This window comes from Pseudodonghicola xiamenensis DSM 18339 (assembly GCF_000429365.1).
Classification (GTDB): domain Bacteria; phylum Pseudomonadota; class Alphaproteobacteria; order Rhodobacterales; family Rhodobacteraceae; genus Pseudodonghicola; species Pseudodonghicola xiamenensis.
Window position 1 is genome coordinate 1 of sequence record NZ_AUBS01000050.1, and the last position, 17,141, is coordinate 17,141.

Annotated in this window: 14 protein-coding genes; 8 read left to right on the forward strand and 6 right to left on the reverse strand. The window is 65.3% G+C overall.

Features of this window, described 5'->3' with window-relative positions; all coding sequences use genetic code 11:
- Window positions 1-656: 656 nt before the first annotated feature.
- The 3 genes from msrQ to G455_RS0120790 form a co-directional block, all read right to left on the reverse strand.
- Window positions 657-1,247, reverse strand: coding sequence for a protein-methionine-sulfoxide reductase heme-binding subunit MsrQ (gene msrQ, locus G455_RS0120780; RefSeq protein ID WP_035367144.1), 591 nt, complete (start codon window positions 1,245-1,247; stop codon window positions 657-659).
- 28 nt (window positions 1,248-1,275) lie between these two features.
- Window positions 1,276-2,181, reverse strand: coding sequence for a protein-methionine-sulfoxide reductase catalytic subunit MsrP (msrP, locus tag G455_RS0120785; protein WP_028095420.1), 906 nt, complete (start codon window positions 2,179-2,181; stop codon window positions 1,276-1,278).
- A gap of 70 nt (window positions 2,182-2,251) precedes the next feature.
- Entirely contained in the window at window positions 2,252-3,745 is a 1,494-nt protein-coding gene (locus G455_RS0120790) for an FMN-binding glutamate synthase family protein (RefSeq protein ID WP_028095421.1), read from the reverse strand.
- A 315-nt stretch (window positions 3,746-4,060) separates the two neighbouring features.
- Here G455_RS0120790 and G455_RS0120795 point away from each other — a divergent pair, with 315 nt between their 5' ends.
- The 3 genes from G455_RS0120795 (at window position 4,061) to polA (ending at window position 7,812) form a co-directional block, all read left to right on the forward strand.
- Window positions 4,061-4,240, forward strand: coding sequence for a zinc-finger domain-containing protein (locus G455_RS0120795; RefSeq protein ID WP_028095422.1), 180 nt, complete (start codon window positions 4,061-4,063; stop codon window positions 4,238-4,240).
- A gap of 261 nt (window positions 4,241-4,501) precedes the next feature.
- The gene (locus G455_RS0120800; RefSeq protein ID WP_028095423.1) at window positions 4,502-4,918 is read left to right on the forward strand and encodes a hypothetical protein; all 417 of its coding nucleotides are present in this window, start codon (window positions 4,502-4,504) and stop codon (window positions 4,916-4,918) included.
- A gap of 92 nt (window positions 4,919-5,010) precedes the next feature.
- Window positions 5,011-7,812, forward strand: coding sequence for a DNA polymerase I (polA, locus tag G455_RS0120805; protein WP_028095424.1), 2,802 nt, complete (start codon window positions 5,011-5,013; stop codon window positions 7,810-7,812).
- Between the two features lie 51 nt (window positions 7,813-7,863).
- On the opposite strand, the gene G455_RS0120810 is transcribed toward polA, so the two are convergent.
- A complete protein-coding gene (locus G455_RS0120810; RefSeq protein WP_028095425.1) occupies window positions 7,864-8,625 on the reverse strand; it encodes a hydroxypyruvate isomerase family protein in 762 nt (253 codons plus the stop codon).
- A gap of 51 nt (window positions 8,626-8,676) precedes the next feature.
- Window positions 8,677-9,258, reverse strand: coding sequence for a DUF1285 domain-containing protein (locus tag G455_RS0120815; protein ID WP_035367142.1), 582 nt, complete (start codon window positions 9,256-9,258; stop codon window positions 8,677-8,679).
- 75 nt (window positions 9,259-9,333) lie between these two features.
- Between G455_RS0120815 and G455_RS0120820 the strand changes: the two genes are divergently transcribed.
- The 5 genes from G455_RS0120820 to G455_RS0120840 all read left to right on the forward strand — a co-directional run bounded on the left by G455_RS0120820 (window position 9,334) and on the right by G455_RS0120840 (window position 16,758).
- Complete coding sequence (locus G455_RS0120820; protein ID WP_028095427.1) at window positions 9,334-10,341, forward strand: AAA family ATPase; 1,008 nt, start codon at window positions 9,334-9,336, stop codon at window positions 10,339-10,341.
- Complete coding sequence (locus tag G455_RS0120825; protein ID WP_189658418.1) at window positions 10,338-11,213, forward strand: DUF58 domain-containing protein; 876 nt, start codon at window positions 10,338-10,340, stop codon at window positions 11,211-11,213. The genes G455_RS0120820 and G455_RS0120825 overlap by 4 nt, the downstream gene beginning before the upstream one ends.
- On the forward strand, window positions 11,210-14,002 hold the full coding sequence (locus tag G455_RS0120830; protein ID WP_028095429.1) for a DUF4159 domain-containing protein: 2,793 nt from the start codon (window positions 11,210-11,212) through the stop codon (window positions 14,000-14,002). The genes G455_RS0120825 and G455_RS0120830 overlap by 4 nt, the downstream gene beginning before the upstream one ends.
- Entirely contained in the window at window positions 13,999-16,041 is a 2,043-nt protein-coding gene (locus G455_RS0120835) for a membrane protein (RefSeq protein WP_028095430.1), read from the forward strand. Before G455_RS0120830 ends, G455_RS0120835 begins: the two co-directional genes overlap by 4 nt.
- Before the next feature lie 213 nt (window positions 16,042-16,254).
- Window positions 16,255-16,758, forward strand: a complete 504-nt coding sequence (locus G455_RS0120840) for an SET domain-containing protein (protein ID WP_028095431.1) — start codon at window positions 16,255-16,257, stop codon at window positions 16,756-16,758.
- A gap of 114 nt (window positions 16,759-16,872) precedes the next feature.
- Here G455_RS0120840 and G455_RS24930 read toward each other — a convergent pair.
- On the reverse strand, window positions 16,873-17,141 hold a 269-nt coding region (locus tag G455_RS24930), incomplete at its 5' end, for a transposase (protein WP_035367143.1).

Here is a 17,141-nt window from a genome sequence, read left to right on the forward strand (position 1 = left end):
CGTACAAACAGTGAAGCTGACACTGGTCATCGGGCCGAAACCCTACCAGCGCGATATGCGAGACCGATCCATCGATTGGACCAAACCGCCCACATATCTCTTCAGATATCCAGTTTTCAAAGAGCGTAGAGACAAAAACCAGACCAGTGCGCCCTATCTTTCGGCGCGCCCGCCCGATCATTCCTCTGAATTTCCGTCCACCACCTCGACTTCGGGTCCCTCCAGCAGCTCCGCCGCCTTCCGTTCCGTCCGCCTCCGTGGCGCCCCGTAGCGCCTCAGCGCCGCCGGTGAAGGGGCTTTTACGGATAACACACAAACCCCGCAACCCCTTTTTTGAAGTTTTTGTCACGCAACCCGAACTTTATCGAAAATCCCTTTGTATTCAACAGGATAGAAAATCAAAAAACTCCCCCGCTCCACCAGGATCACTCCCTCATCCCTCCCCCAAAACGACTCGCCCCGCCCCTCCAACAATCCCCCACAGCCTTATCCACAGACATACCCACAAAACCCAAGAATCCCACCACAAAATCACCAGAATCCCACCCTCCGTCCCCGCCGACTCGCCGGCATCGGCGAGTCGGCGGGGACGGGAACTCCAAAGAAACGTCGAGAAGAAGACGCCAGCACTTGCCGACAGACGAAAGCGCCCCGGGTCAGGCGACGCGCACCCTGCGGCGCGGCGCCAGGCGCAGCAGCAACAGGACGCCCACCAGCCCCAGATAGATCAACGGCTCGAGCTGAAGCCCCTTGCGCACCATCACGAAATGCACCGAGGCCAAAAGCACGGCGACATAGACGGCCCGATGCAAGCTGCGCCAGCGCGGCCCCAGTTTCCGGATCGACAGGCTGTTCGACGTCAGCGCCAATGGCAGAAGCAGCAGAAAGGCCACCATGCCGATACTTATATAGGGCCGCTTGATGATATCGGCCCAGACCCGCGCCAGGACCTGGACATCGAGCAGCAGCCAGACCAGCAGATGCAGAGTGACATAATAAAACGCCAGCAGGCCCAACGCCCTGCGGAAGCGGATCAGGTTGATCCCGGCAAACCGCCGGAGCGGCGAGATCGCCAGGCCCGCGATCAGGAATTGCAGCGCATAGAGCCCCAGCGCATGTTCGAGGGCGGAGATCGGCTCCACCCCCAGCCCGCCGGTCAGCCCCTGATAGAAGGCCCAGGGCCCGGGCAGGGCCCCCAGGACATAGATCACCCAGGTCGGCAGCCGGCGCGCGGCGCGGTTCAGCATATCCCGCAACACCACCTCCCCTGACACCTCAGAAATCCTTGGCCAGGTCCATCCCCTCGTAGAGGACGGCGACCTCGTCTTCATAGCCGTTGAACATCAGCGTCGACTGACGGGCAGAGAACAGACCGCCGCCGATCCGACGTTCGGTCGCCTGCGACCAGCGCGGGTGATCCACATTCGGGTTCACATTGCTGTAGAAGCCATATTCGCGCGGATTGTACTTGTTCCAGCTCGCGAATGGCTCCTTGTCGGTCAGGGTGATGCGCACCACCGACTTGATCGACTTGAAGCCATATTTCCACGGCACCACCAGCCGGATCGGCGCCCCGTTCTGATTGGGCATCGGCTTGCCGTAAATACCGGTGGCCATGATCGCCAGCGGATGCAGTGCCTCGTCAATCCTCAGCCCCTCACGATAGGGCCAGTCGAGCACCGGATAGCGGACACCGGGCATCTCCTTCGGACGCAGCACCGTTTCGAAAGCCACATAGCGGGCCCCATCCTGCACCCCAGCCAGATCGAGCAGATCGGCCAGCTCGAACCCCTGCCAGGGGATCACCATCGACCAGGCCTCTACACAGCGGAAACGATAGATGCGATCCTCGATATCCATCTTTGCCAGGATATCCGGCAGCGCATAATCGCCGGGGCGATCGACCATCCCGTCGATCCTGATGCTCCAGGGGCTGGTGGTCAGGCGGTGAGCATTGGCAGCGGGATCGCTCTTGCCGGTGCCGAACTCATAATAGTTGTTATAGCTGGTGATCTCGTCCCAACTGTTGGGCTTGAGATCATCGCCGGACGCCAGCGCCGGCCTAGCCGCCACCAGCCCCGCCCCGGCGGCAGCCCCGGCAATCAACTGCCGGCGGTTGAGAAACAGCGCCCGGGGCGTTGCGTCGGCGGGTGTCAGGTTGTTGGTCCAGCGTCGAGCCATGATCAGCCTCTCTCTAGATCAGTCCCCGACAAGGTATGCCACCCGGGCGCATTCACCAAAGCAAGCCTTCTCACGTTTCGGCGACGGGGCTGTAACTTGGCAGGATCTCGTTCATCGGAATGCTCGACCCGTCGGCCTGCACGATGCGCACATGGCGCCGGCGCATCTGCCGCGGCTCGGCGACGCCAACCGAATGGGCGATGGTCTCGACCTCGTCGATCAGCCCGCGGGCATAGCGGGCGACACGGATATACTTGCGCTCGACCACCAGCCCCTTCTGCAGATGCGGATCATGGGTGGTGATCCCGGTGGGGCAGGTGTTCTTGTTGCACTTGAGCGCCTGGATACAGCCAAGCGCAAACATGAACCCCCGCGCCGAGGTGACGAAATCGGCACCCGCCGCCAGCGCCCAGGCCACGTCACCGGGGTTGATCAGCTTACCGCTGGCGATCAGCCGCACCCGATCCTTCAGCCCGTGCTCATCGCGGATGTTGGCGACCAGCGGCAGCGCCTCGCGCACCGACATGCCGACCAGGTCGATCAGCGGCATCGGCGCCGCCCCGGTGCCGCCCTCGCCCCCATCCAGGGTGATGAAGTCGGGCGCGCTATCGGCCCCACGGGCGACCATCACGTCGAAAAAGGCCCGGAAAGCCTCTTCCGAGCCGACCACCGTCTTGATCCCCACCGGCTTGCCGGTGACCTCTCGCACATGGGCGATCATATCCAGCAGTTCGTCGTAATTATGCACTTCGGGATGCCGGTTCGGCGACAGGCTGTCCTGGCCCATGGGAATGTGGCGGATCCTGGCGATCTCGGGCGTGATCTTGGCTCCGGGCAAAATGCCGCCCTTACCCGGCTTGGCCCCCTGGGCGATCTTGATCTCGAACATCCGGATGGTCTCATGCGCCGCCAGCGCGCGCAGCTTGTCGTCGTCAAGCAAACCATTCTCGTCCCGCACCCCGTATTTCGCGGTGCCGATCTGAAAGACGATATCGCACCCGCCCTCCAGATGCATCGGGCTCAGTGCGCCTTCACCGGTATTCAGCCAGACGTTGGCCTCCTTGGCGCCACGGCTCAGCGCCTCGACCGCGGGCTTCGAGATCGCGCCATAGCTCATCCCCGAGATATTGAAGAAGGAGGGCGCCAGATAGGGCTGCCGCGCCGTCGGCCCGATCAACATCGGTTCGGTCTTGGCATATTGATCGTTCAGCGGCGGAAACGGCGCATTCACGAAGATCGCAGTGCCCGGCACCGACAGGCTGCGGGTCGACCCGAAGGCAACCGTGTTGCTTTCCCCGGTCGAGGCGCGCGACACCCAGTCCCGCTGGGCCCGGTTGAACGGCATCTCCTCCCGATCCATGGCAAAGAAGTACTGGCGGAAGAATTCCCCCAAGGTGGTGAACAGATAGCGAAACCGCCCCAGCACCGGATAATTGCGCCGAATCGCATCTCCGGTCTGCAACCGGTCGGCGAGGAAAAGCCCCACGGCGACAAGAAACAGCAGCCCCATCAGAGCGATGAAGAGAAACGCCAAAAGCTCGACCGCGTTCGCCGCGAAGATCATGAACAGACTCCTGATAGATTTGCGCGACCCCGCCGCGCCGTTGCGCAAGACTGGTTGGGTTTGACGGAACAGGCAAGCCGGACCGCACCCGAATGCCTGAGAAATATCCCCCCGCGGGCAGCCCCCGAACCTAGCGATGGCGGGCCTCTCTCCGCCGCCCTGAAACCGTGGCTGCGACATTCCTATGACACCGACGCGGCCCGCCCTCAAGGGCACGCAGAGCGACAGCATCGCGGCCCCTTGCCCCCGGCGGGGGGTTGGACCATAAACGCAGACGTTCCATATCGCCAAGGCATCAGGAAGGACCAGAACGCCATGACCATCGAGGCGCCTGAAACCAAGATCGTCAATAGCTACCGCGTCGCCTGCGACGGCGGTGAGGGCCCGCTGGGCCATCCGCGCGTCTGGCTGCAAATCCCCGAGGATCAGGGCTGGATCGAATGCCCCTATTGCGACTGCAAATACATCCACAAGGATTTCGAGGGGAAGGTCTGAGCCGGGGGACCGGGAGACGCGCCGCGCCGCTGCTGCTTCTCTTCATATGATCCAGATACTCGATTCCCGCCGGCCAGGTCTTGGTGCCTGGCTGTTCGGTCGGGCATCGGTCGGACTGTCGTCTTTGGGCGGGTAAGCCCCTAACCATTTCCTCCTCGGATAAAGTCGTGCGGCGGCCCAGGTTCTTTGCAGACACGGCGCTTTCAACTATAGAGAGAGCGCGCGACAGTCTCGCCTCCCAACCCGCCAAGGACCCGCCCTGTGACATCCGAAATCGACACAGCCACCATCGTTGCCGAGCGGCAACGCTATTTCACGCCGCGCTGGTTCTTGGACCTTCTGGCGGCGCGGCTGTCGCTGGGTGACACGTTCTGGATCGGCGGTTTCGGGACCGTGCTGGTCTTTGTCCCCTTCGGCTTCGCTCTGTTCCTTGTCGCGCATTGGGTCCTCTCCCCCGGACAGTTTCGTATCCTGATGGGCGGCTGGATCACCTTTCTGACTCTGTTTCATGCCGCCCTATGGACGGCCATTGTCCGAACTGCCTGGCGCACGCCACAGGTCGGCGGTTGGCGATGGGTCGGCGTTCTGGTCGCCCTGTTCAATGTCGCCGCCATGGCGACGATGGCCTATCTGTTCTGGACCGGGGCAATCGCGCTGGTGCCTGGCCTGCAGCGCTGAAGCGACGGACAAGCCCCCCCCATTCCCCACTGGCCCCCGCCCCGCACGCATGGCATTACGGGCGGGCATCACCAGCTAGCGGAGACGAGGCCATGACATTCGGAAAAGGCTGCCACCTGCACCTGATCGACGGCTCTGCCTTCATCTTCCGTGCCTTTCACGCACTGCCGCCCCTGACCCGCAAGTCCGACGGGCTGCCGATCGGGGCGGTCTCCGGCTTCTGCAACATGCTGCAGAAATACGTCGAGGACGCCAGCGGCCCCGATGCGCCGACCCATGTGGCGGTGATCTTCGACAAGGGAAGCCATACCTTCCGCAACGATATGTATGACCTCTACAAGGCCAACCGCGAAGAGATGCCAGAGGCGCTGCGCCCGCAGATGCCGCTGACCCGCCGCGCGACCGAGGCCTTCAACATCGCCTGCAAGGAACTCGAGGGCTATGAGGCCGACGATATCATCGCCACGCTTTCGGTGCAGGCGCGCGAGCTGGGCGGGCGGGTGACCATCATCAGTTCGGACAAGGATCTGATGCAGCTTGTCGGCGGCGGGGTCGAGATGCTCGACGCGATGAAAAACCGCCGCATTGACGTCGACGGCGTGCGCGAGAAATTCGGCGTCGGCCCGGAACGGGTGGTCGATGTTCAGGCTCTAGCCGGCGATTCGGTCGACAACGTGCCGGGGGCGCCCGGCATCGGCATCAAGACCGCCGCCTTGCTGATCAATGAATTCGGCGATCTGGAAACCCTGCTGGATCGCGCTGAAGAGATCAAGCAGCCCAAGCGCCGCCAGACCCTGATCGAAAAACGCGACCAGATCGAACTCAGCAAGAAGCTGGTGCAACTCGACACCAATACGCCGCTGGATTTCACCCTGGACGATCTGGAAGTGAAAGAGCCCGATCCCGATGTCCTTCTGCCCTTCCTGGCAGAGATGGAATTCCGCACCCTGTCGAAGCGCATCGCCGACAAACTGGGGGCGGAGGCGCCGGTGATCGCCGATACCCCGGTGCAGGCGGCGGGCGATGATCCGGCGCCGGAGGCCGTGCCCTTCGACGCGTCAGCATATGAGTGTGTCCGTGACCTTGAGACGCTGGAGAAATGGGTCGCCGCGATCCGCGACCGGGGCGTGGTGGCGGTGGATACAGAAACCACCGGACTGGACGAAATGACCGTCGACCTGGTGGGGATCTCGCTCTCCACCGCGGCGGGCAAGGCCTGCTATATCCCGCTGACCCACAAGACAGGGGCGAGCGACGACCTGTTCGGCGGCGCGACGCTGGTCGAGGGGCAAATCCCGCTCGACGATGCACTGGCCTGCCTGAAGCCGGTGCTCGAGGATGACGCCATCCTCAAGATCGGGCAGAACATGAAATACGACGCCAAGATTTTCGCCCGCTACGGGGTGAAGGTGGCGCCGATCGACGACACCATGCTACTGTCCTATGCGCTGCACGCAGGCCTGCACGGCCATGGCATGGATACGCTGAGCGAACGCTATCTGGGGCATGAACCGATCCCGATCAAACCGCTGCTGGGATCGGGCAAATCAGCGATCACCTTCGATTTCGTCCCGATCGAAGAGGCCTCCGCCTATGCTGCCGAGGATGCCGATATCACCTGGCGCCTGTGGGAGACCTTCAAGCCGCAGCTTCACCGTGAAAAGGTGACCACGGTCTACGAAACGCTGGAGCGCCCGATGGTCCCGGTCCTGGCCGAGATGGAAATGGCCGGCGTCAAGGTCGACCGCGAGGTGCTGAGCCGGATGTCCAACGCCTTCGCCCAGAAGATGGCAGGGCTCGAGGCCGAGATTCACGAGTTGGCGGGAGAGACCTTCAATGTCGGCTCGCCCAAACAGTTGGGCGAAATCCTGTTTGACAAGATGTCGCTGCCGGGCGGTAAGCGCGGCAAGACCGGCGCCTATGCCACCGGAGCCGATGTGCTGGAGGATCTGGCCGCCGAAGGCCACGATCTGCCGGCCCGGGTGCTGGATTGGCGGCAGTTGTCGAAACTGAAATCGACCTATACCGACGCGCTGCAGGACCACATCAACCCCGAAACCGGGCGGGTGCATACCTCTTATATCATATCGGGGGCGGCGACCGGACGGCTGGCATCGACCGATCCGAACCTGCAGAACATCCCCGTGCGCTCAGAAGAAGGCCGCCGCATCCGCGAGGCCTTCGTGGCGGACGAGGGCAAGCTGCTGCTCAGCCTCGACTACTCCCAGATTGAACTGCGCATCCTGGCGCATATGGCCGATCTGCCGGCGATGAAACAGGCCTTCGCCGAAGGCCAGGATATTCACGCCGCCACCGCATCGGAAATGTTCAACGTGCCGCTGGACCAGATGACGCCCGAGATTCGGCGGCAAGCCAAGGCGATCAACTTCGGGGTGATCTACGGGATTTCCGGCTTCGGCCTGGCCCGCAACCTGCGCATCCCACGGGCCGAGGCGCAGGGCTTCATCGACAGCTATTTCGAACGGTTCCCCGGCATCAAGGACTATATGGAAGAAACCAAGGCCTTCGCCAAGGAACACGGGTTTGTCCGCACCCTGTTCGGCAGGCGCGTCCATACGCCCGAGATCAATGCCAAGGGGCCGCGCGCCGGCTTTGCCTATCGCGCCGCGATCAACGCACCGATCCAGGGCACCGCGGCCGATATCATCCGCAGGGCGATGATCCGCATGCCCGCCGCAATCGCCGACCTGCCCGCAAAGATGCTGCTGCAGGTGCATGACGAACTGATCTTCGAAGTCGATGAAAACGCCGTCGATACCGTCACGGCCCGTGCCCGCGAGGTGATGGAAGGCGCCGCCGACCCGGCCGTTCACCTGAACGTCAAACTGGTGGCAGATGCCGGTCAGGGCCGGAACTGGGCCGAAGCCCACTGATCCCCACCCCCTTCGTGCCCGGCCCCTCAGGCCGGGCGCAGCGCTTTCGATCTAGGCGCCGAAGCCCGACATCCAGCCCAGGCTATCCTCGGTCTTCGCCGTGGTCGGGCGATATTCGGCGCTGATCCAGCCATCATAGCCGCTGGAGGCAATCGCCGCGAAAAGCGACGGGAAATAGATTGGCCCCTGATCCAGCCGGGGTTCGGTGCGTTCCGGCGGTGCGCCAAGCTGGACATGGCGGACCAGCGGGCGGAATTTCTCCCACACCGCCAGCGCGTCGCCATGGATCTTCTGCGAATGATAGCTGTCGTATTGCAGCCCCAGATTGGGCCGGTCCACCCGGTTCAGCACCCGGGCGGCGATATCGTAATCGCTGAGGAAATAGCCCGGCTGATCGCCCAGGTTCAGCGGTTCGATGGTGAAAAGCTGGTCCGGGGCCAGATCAGCCAGCCAGAGCAGGTTGTCGACCAGCGCATCCTCTGCCTCGATCCCTTGGGTATAGCCCGACATCACGTGAATCGCATCCGGCGCCAGCGGCGCGGCATAGTCCAGCACGGCCTCCATCGCCGCGCGAAAGCCCTCCTCGCCGCCAGGCAAGGCCGGATGATCGGGCGCCACGCTGAGGGGCGGCGCATTGATCAGCGCCAGTTTCAGCCCGGCGCCGTCCAGCGCATCGCGAATCTGTTGCGCGGGGATTTCATAGGGAAACAGAATCTCCACCCCCTCGAAACCGGCGTCTTTGGCGGCCTGGAACCGGGTCGGAAACGACCGCTCGGGGAAGAGGTGGGAAATATTGGCGGCAAGTTTCGGCATCAGGTCTTCCTTCGGGGCAACGTATGGGTCGGCAGAATACCGACGCCCGGTTCAGGCCGCCTCAAGCTCTGCCGAGGGGATGATGGGAAAGAACTGCCCCGATGACCAGACCCCGAACCAGCCGTCGTGGTGCTGGCCGAGATCGACCAGGCGATAAAAGCTCTTGCGGTCGATCAACGCCTCAAGATTGGTCCGGACCAGCACATAGGGCGACGGCTCGCCAGTCTCAGGATCGCGAACCACCCGGATCGGATGATCGGGGCCGGCGACAGAGACATCGCCGGTCTTGGTGGTGAAGGTCAGCACCTGATCGCAGCCCTCCCCCTCCGCCTCGAAATCCACCGCCAGGAAGGGCGCGTCATCGACGGTGATCCCCACCTTCTCGACCGGGGTGACCAGGAAATACTTTCCATCTTCCTTCTTAAGAATCGAGGAGAACAGCTTGACCAATTCCGGCCGCCCGATCGGGGTGCCAAGATAGAACCACGTTCCGTCCCGCGCGATCCGCATGTCGAGATCGCCGCAGAAATCCGGGTTCCACAGATGCACAGGCGGAAGCCCGCGCGTTTTCGCGGCACGTACCGCATTGGCGATACCGTCAGCCGAGGGTGTCACAGGTTTTTGTCCGCTCATCGCTTTTGCCATTTTCTTCGCGCAGGTTACACTAACACCATATAAGCCCGACGAAAGGCCCACGAAAGGAATCCCATGTCTGACCCCGCCGATCTGGTCGCCGAGATTGAGGCGCTCGAAGACAAGCTGGCCCGTGCCAAGGCGTCGATCACCCGCCGTTTCATCGGCCAGGAGCGGGTGGTCGAGCTGACGCTGACCGCGCTTCTGTGCGGCGGTCACGCGCTGCTGATCGGGCTGCCCGGGCTGGGCAAGACCCGGCTGGTCGAAACCCTGTCCACCGTGATGGGGCTGCAGGGCAACCGCATCCAGTTCACCCCAGACCTGATGCCAGCCGATATCCTGGGGTCCGAGGTTCTGGACACCGCCGCCGACGGCAGCCGCGCCTTCCGCTTCGTGCCCGGGCCGATCTTCTGCCAGTTGCTGATGGCGGATGAGATCAACCGCGCCAGCCCGCGCACCCAGTCGGCGCTGTTACAGGCGATGCAGGAACATGTGGTGACCGTGGCCGGGCAGGATCGCCCGCTTGGCCCGCCCTTCCACGTGCTGGCAACGCAGAACCCGATCGAGCAAGAGGGCACCTATCCGCTGCCCGAAGCGCAGCTCGACCGGTTTCTGGTGCAGATCGACGTGCCCTATCCGGATCGCGAGACCGAGCGGAACATCCTACTTTCCACCACCGGGGTGAGCGAGGAAGCCGCGACCGAGGTATTTGCCGTGGCCGAGCTGCTGGAGGCCCAGACCCTGCTGCGGCGGATGCCGGTGGGCGAGTCGGTGGTCGAGATGATCCTCGATCTGGTGCGCGCCTTCCGGCCCGAGGAACCGGGCGTATCGGACCGTGTCGCCGAAACCGTCGCCTGGGGCCCCGGCCCGCGCGCGGCGCAGGCGCTGATGATGACGGTCCGCGCCCGGGCTCTGCTGCAAGGCCGCCTCGCCCCCAGTGTCGAGGATGTGCTGAACATGGCGCGCCCGGTGCTGAGCCACCGGATGGCGCTGACCTTCGCCGCCCGCGCCCGGGGCGACAGCCTGGCCGAGCTGATCGACGACACCGCCGCCGGCCTGATCCGGGCCGAGGCCGCGGCGTGATCACCGCCCCCCATCTGCGCGCCCGCGCCGAAGCGGAGGCCGCCAGCCTGCCGCCCTTGCTGGCGCGTGCCGACCAACTGGCAGGTACTGTCCTATTGGGCGAACACGGTCGCCGGCGCGCCGGGATGGGGGATGATTTCTGGCAATACCGCCCGGCCCAGCCCGGCGACAGCCGGCGGATGATCGACCACCGCCGCTCGGCCCGGGGCGATCAGCAATTCGTGCGCGAACGCGAATGGCAGATCGCGCAATCGGTGATGCTCTGGGTCGATCGCGGCGCCTCGATGCGCTTCGCCTCCTCCGAGGCACTGCCGCAAAAGGCCGACCGAGCCCGCCTGCTGGGGCTGGCGCTGGCAATCCTGTTGGTACGCGGCGGCGAACGGGTGGGGCTGACCGGCACCACCCTGCCACCCCGGCGTGGGCAGACGCAGATCCTGCGGCTGGCCGAGGCCTTTATCGAAGACGCCGCCACCGATTACACCCCGCCCGAACACCGGGCGATGATCCCGCATGCGCGGGCGGTCTTCATCTCTGACTTCCTGGGCGAGATGCAGGAGGTCGAACTGGCGCTGACCAAGGCGGCCGACCGTGGCGTGCGCGGCGTCCTGCTGCAACTGCTCGACCCGGCAGAGGAAGACTTTCCCTTTCAGGGCCGCACCATCTTTGAAAGCGTCGGCGGCACGCTTCGCCATGAAACCCTGAAGGCCGGCGATCTGCGTGCCCGCTATCTCGATAGGCTGGCGGAACGGCGCGACCGGCTGAATCGGCTTTGCCGGGTCACCGGCTGGCAATTCGGCACCCATCATACCGGGGAAAGCGCACAATCGGCGCTGCTGTGGCTTTACCGCGCATTGGACGGGGGCAGCCGATGACAACTGTTCTGGGCATCGGCTTTACCGCGCCTTGGCTGTTGATCGGGCTTGCGGCGCTGCCGATCCTCTGGCTGATCCTGCGCGCCATCCCGCCGGCACCGGTACGGCGGCGGTTTCCCGGCGTGGCGCTGCTGCTGGGTCTGAAGGATGACGAGGCAACCTCGGACCGAACGCCCTGGTGGCTGATGCTGATCCGCATGCTGGCGCTGGCCGCGATCATCCTGGGCCTGGCCGGTCCGGTGCTGAACCCGCAGCAACAGGCGCCCGGGCGCGGGCCGCTCCTCTTCGTACTTGACGCCGACTGGGCCGGCGCCCCCCGCTGGGCCGATCGGATCGCCCATCTCGAGGCCCAATTGGCCGAAGCGGGCCGCGCTGAACGGCCGGTGGCGATTCTGGCCCTGACCGCTCCCGAGCCGCTGCAATTCCAATCTGCCGATGCCTGGCGCAGCCGCCTGCCCGGGCTGAAGCCCGCCGCCTGGTTGCCGACCGAGGCGCAACTGGCGCAGGCCAGCGCCGAGGTTCAGGCCGCCACCGAAAACTTCGATACTCGCTGGCTTGGCGACGGACTCGCCTATCCCGGGCGCACAGCATTGATCGCAGCGCTGCAGGCGAAAGGCGCGCTCACGGTCTATGAAACCGGCCAGCCGGTGATCGGCATCGGCCCGGCCAGCTTTCAGGACGGGGCGATTCACCTGACGCTTCACCGATCTCGTCCCGGCGCGGCGCGCGAGGTATCGGTACTGGCCCAGGGGCTCGACCCCGCCGGCACACCGCGGGTTCTGGCCAGTACGCCGGCGCGTTTCGAGGATGGCGTGCTGAGTGCCGATCTGGCGCTGTCGCTGCCGGCGGAACTGCGCGCCCGGGTCACCCGGTTCGAGGTACAGGGTCAACGCTCTGCCGGGGCCACGACGCTGACCGACGACCGCCTGCGCCGGCGCGAAGTGGCGCTGATCGCGGGCCGTGAGAATCGCGAGGGGCTGGAGCTGCTGGCGCCGCTGCATTACCTGCAGCAGGCCCTGAAACCCTCGGCCGATCTGCTGCATGGCGGGCTGATGGAGCTGCTGCCGGCAAATCCCGACGTGATCGTGCTGGCCGATGTCGCCACCCTGGCGCCGGCGGAACAGGCCGCGCTGACCGATTGGGTGGAAAAGGGCGGCCTGCTGCTGCGCTTCGCCGGCCCCCGCCTGGCCGCCAGCGATGTGTCCCGTGCCGAGGAAGACCCGCTGATGCCGGTGCGCCTGCGCAGCGGCGGCCGCACCGTCGGCGGCGCAATGAGCTGGGGCGCCCCCAAGACGCTGGCCCCCTTCCCTCCCGATTCCCCCTTTGCCGGCCTGCCGATCCCGGCGGATGTCTCAGTCACCGCGCAGGTCATGGCGCAACCTGACCCGACGCTGGCCGACCGGGTGATCGCGGCGCTGACCGATGGCACGCCGCTGGTCACCCGCAAGGACCTGGGACAGGGGCAGGTCGTATTGTTTCACGTGACGGCGAATGCCGAATGGTCCTCTCTGCCGCTGTCGGGGCTTTTCGTGCAGATGCTGGAACGGCTCGCCATCTCTTCCGCCGCCAAACCACCCTCGGCCGAGGAGCTGGAGGGCACCACCTGGCGACCGGTGCAGGTGATGGACGGCTTCGGCACGCTGTCGGACGCGGGCACCCTGCCCGGCGTCGATGGTCCCGCCCTGGCGGCCGCGCCGCTCGGCCCCGATCTGCGCCCCGGTCTCTATGACAGCGGCAAGCGGCGGCTGGCGCGCAATGTGCTGGGGACCGATGATGTGTTGATCCCCGCCGACTGGCCCGCCGACGTGCCGGTCGAGACCATGGCAGAGACCCCCGAACGCCCGATCGGCGGCCCGCTGCTGGCCTTGGCGCTGATCCTGCTGGCACTCGACGTGATCGCCTCTCTCGCGCTTGGTGGCCGGCTGCTGCCGCAGCGGGGGCGGATCGCCGTGGTCGCCTTGGCCCTGCTGACCACCCTGCCGCAGGGGGGGCTGCAAGCGCAGGAGCCGCGCCCGCAACCGACTGAGGCCGAGACCGACTTTGCCATCAGCGCCGCCAGCGAACTGACCCTCGCGCATGTGCTGACCGGCGACGCCAAGCTGGACGATATCGCCGAGGCCGGGCTCAAGGGGTTATCGGATACGCTGTTCTTCCGCACCTCGATCGAACCGGCGGAACCCGTCGGCATTGATCTGGAACAGGACGAACTGGCGTTCTTCCCGCTGCTCTACTGGCCAGTCACCCCGAACCAGCCGCACCCCTCGGACGCCGCCTATGCACGGCTGAACGCCTATCTGCGCGCGGGCGGGATGATCCTGTTCGACACCCGCGACGCCGATGTCGCAAGTTTCGGTGCCGCCAGCCCCAACGGGAGAAAATTGCAAGAGCTCGCCGCGCCGCTGAACATCCCGCCGTTGGAGCCGGTTCCGCGCGACCACGTGCTGACGCGCACCTTCTACCTGCTGCAGGACTTCCCCGGCCGCAGCGCCAATGCCCCGGTCTGGGTCGAGGCCGCGCCGCCCGATGCCGAGCAGATCGAAGGCATGCCCTTCCGCAATCTCAACGACGGGGTGACGCCGGTAGTGATCGGCGGTAACGACTGGGCCGGCGCCTGGGCGGTGGATCGCAACGGCAACCCGCTGTTGCCGGTCGGGCGCGGCATGATGGGCGAACGGCAGCGCGAATTGTCGCTGCGCTTTGGCGTCAATCTGGTGATGTATGTGCTGACCGGGAACTATAAGTCCGATCAGGTCCATGTCCCCGCCCTTCTCGACAGGCTGGGACAATGACCGGTTCAATCGTCTTCGATCCGCTGCTGCCCTGGCCCGCGCTCGCCGCGCTGGCGGGGCTGACTGCGCTGGCGGTGGCGCTGGCGCTCTGGCGCGGGCTGTCGGGCTGGGGATTGCGTCTGCTGGCGGGGGCCGTGGTTCTAGCGGCGCTTTCCGGCCCCTCCTATCAGCAGGAGGACCGAACGCCCCTCAGCGATATCGTCCTGCTGCTTGAAGACGACAGCGCCAGCCAGGGCCTGTCGGACCGCGCAGCACAGACCAGGGCCGCCGCCGATGCGCTGGCGCGCGAGATCGCCGGGCGACAGAACACCGAACTGCGCCGCATCCGCGTGCCGGACGGCACCGGCGATGACGGCACCCAATTGATGACCGCACTTGCCACCGCGCTGGCCGAAGAACCCCGCGCCCGCGTCGCCGGGATCATCGCGCTGTCGGACGGACGCATCCACGATATCGACCGCACGCCCGATCTGCCAGCGCCGCTGCACCTGCTGCTGAGCGGCCACAAGACCGACTGGGACCGCCGGCTGATCGTCCGCAACGCCCCCGCCTTCGCCATCATCGGCGAATCCGTCACTCTGACCCTGCGGATTGAGGATAGCGGCGCCGCCCCGAAGGGCGCCCGCATGGCACCGCTGGATATCTCGGTTGACGGCAGCGCGCCGGAGCGGTTCCAGGTGCCGATCGGCCGCGACATCGACCTGCCGCTGACCCTGCCGCATGGCGGCCGCAACGTGATCCGCTTTTCCGTCCCCGCGGCAGAGGGCGAGCTGACCGACCGCAACAACTCTGCGCTGATCCAGATGAACGGGGTGCGCGACCGGCTGCGCGTGCTGCTGGTCTCGGGCGAGCCGCATGCCGGCGGGCGCACCTGGCGCAACCTGCTGAAATCCGACAGCTCGGTCGATCTGGTGCATTTCACCATCCTGCGCCCGCCGGAGAAACAGGACGGCGTGCCGGTGGAAGAATTGTCACTGATCGCCTTTCCCACGCGGGAGCTGTTCATGGAGAAGATCCACGATTTCGATCTGATCATCTTCGACCGCTACAAGCGGCGCGGCATCCTTCCGGCGCTCTATCTCGACAATGTCGCCGAATACGTCCGTGGCGGTGGCGCCGTGCTGGTCGCCGCCGGCCCGGACTTCGCCAATGCCGCAAGCATTTATCGCTCGCCGCTGGCGCCGGTGCTGCCGGCCCGCCCCAGCGCCCGGGTGATCGAGGAGCGCTATCGCCCCACCGTCAGCGATCTGGGCAAGCGCCACCCGGTCACCGCCGATCTGGGGGATGGTGCCACCTGGGGGTCCTGGCTCAGGCAGATCGAGGTCGAGCAGACCTCGGGCGAGGTGGTGATGACCGGATACGAGGGCAAGCCACTCCTGATCCTCAACCGGGTGGGCGAGGGGCGGGTGGCGCTTCTGGCCTCGGATCACGCTTGGCTCTGGACCCGGGGGTACGAGGGCGGCGGGCCACAACTGGAATTGCTACGGCGGCTGGCCCATTGGATGATGAAGGAACCCGAGCTGGAGGAGGAGGTGCTGACCGCCGAGGCCACCGGGCAGACCATGCGCATCATCCGCCGCACCCTGGGCGACGCGGTGGGACCGGTGACGGTGACCCGCCCCGATGGCAGCGACGAGACGGTAACCCTGCGCGAGGTCTCGCCGGGCCGCTACGAGGCCACCTATCGCGGGCCTCAGATCGGGCTCTATCGCCTCGCCGAAGGCGAGCAGCGCGCAGTGATCGGGCTGGGGCCGGCGGCGCCGAAGGAATTCGAACAGACCATCGCCACCGGTGCGGTGATGGAAGCGGCGATCGACGCCACGCGCGGCGGCATCCTGCGGCTTGAGGACGGCATCCCGCGGCTGCGCGACGTGCGCGAGGGCCGACCCGCCGCGGGGCGCGGCTGGATCGGCCTGGCCCCGCGCGGCGCCTACGAGACCCGCGACGTGCGCCAGACGCCGCTGCTGCCGGCCTGGCTGGTGCTGCTGCTGGCCTCGGCCCTGATCCTGGCCGGCTGGTTGCGGGAGGGGCGGCGGTGACCCGCGGCCCCGCTCCCTCGAGTGTGTTGCCGGACGTATCGCGCTAGGCTCGGCGCCGAGGAGCGCTTCGCGCCCAGAGTGACGGATGCTGCACGCAGCTTAGACCTCTACTTGTGAAAATACGTGTTGCCCGGCCCTACCAGGAGTTCCCTGTCACGCGGCTGTAGCAAAATAGCGATAGGGGCGGCTGCACGATGTGAAAGGGGGTCGGTTTTGACAACTTGGTTTTCGGATAAGGTCGAAAAACGCGGAAGTGAAATTGAAGGGCGGGGCCTATTCTGCGTCGCATCTATACAGGCGGGCGAAACCGTCGTCGTGAAAGGCGGTCACGTCTTTGACCGGAAGAAGAGGGACGCGCTCGCCAAGACGCTTGGCCCTGCGGAAATCCAGATCGACGATCATTTGTTCATCGGCCCTGTGACGCAGGAGGAGCGGGAAGCGTCGATGATGTGTCTCAATCACTCATGCGACCCCAACGTGCAGATCGTCGGGCAAATTACGTTTCGTGCCATGCGCGATATCGATCCCGGCGAAGAGCTTACCTTTGACTACGCGACTGGCGATGACGATGACTGGGAAATGGAATGCGCCTGCGGCGCGCCTTGCTGCCGGGGTCAGGTGAGCGGACGGGACTGGAAGATGCCTGAACTCCAGCGACGTTATGCCGGGAAGTTTTCCGACTATCTCCAGAGACGGCTGACGAAGCAAAGCGCCTGAAAGCGGACCGTCAGGATAATGAAACGAACGGCAGCTTTGTCCCGTATTCCGTTGAAAAAGTCTGTTCTTCGGCGGCTGTGATGTTGTCTGTCGAAAGGGCGTGCCGTGCGCCAGTCATGCCAGGCGGGCGTTTTGGGGGGGTGGGAGGAGCTTTGCGAGCTTCCTGAGGTTCTGGGCGGTGGCTGCGAGGTGGAATTCGTCGCGTGCGCCGCATGGGCCGCGCAATCGGAGCCGTCCCAAACCGAGGATGCGTTTGAGGTGGGCGAACAGCATCTCGACCTTCTTTCTGAGCTTGCAGGAGATCGCGTATTGCCTGGTTTGGGCGATGGCGCGGGCCACGTCGCGAGAGGGTTCAAAGATCGACGGGGTGACCTTGCGCTGCG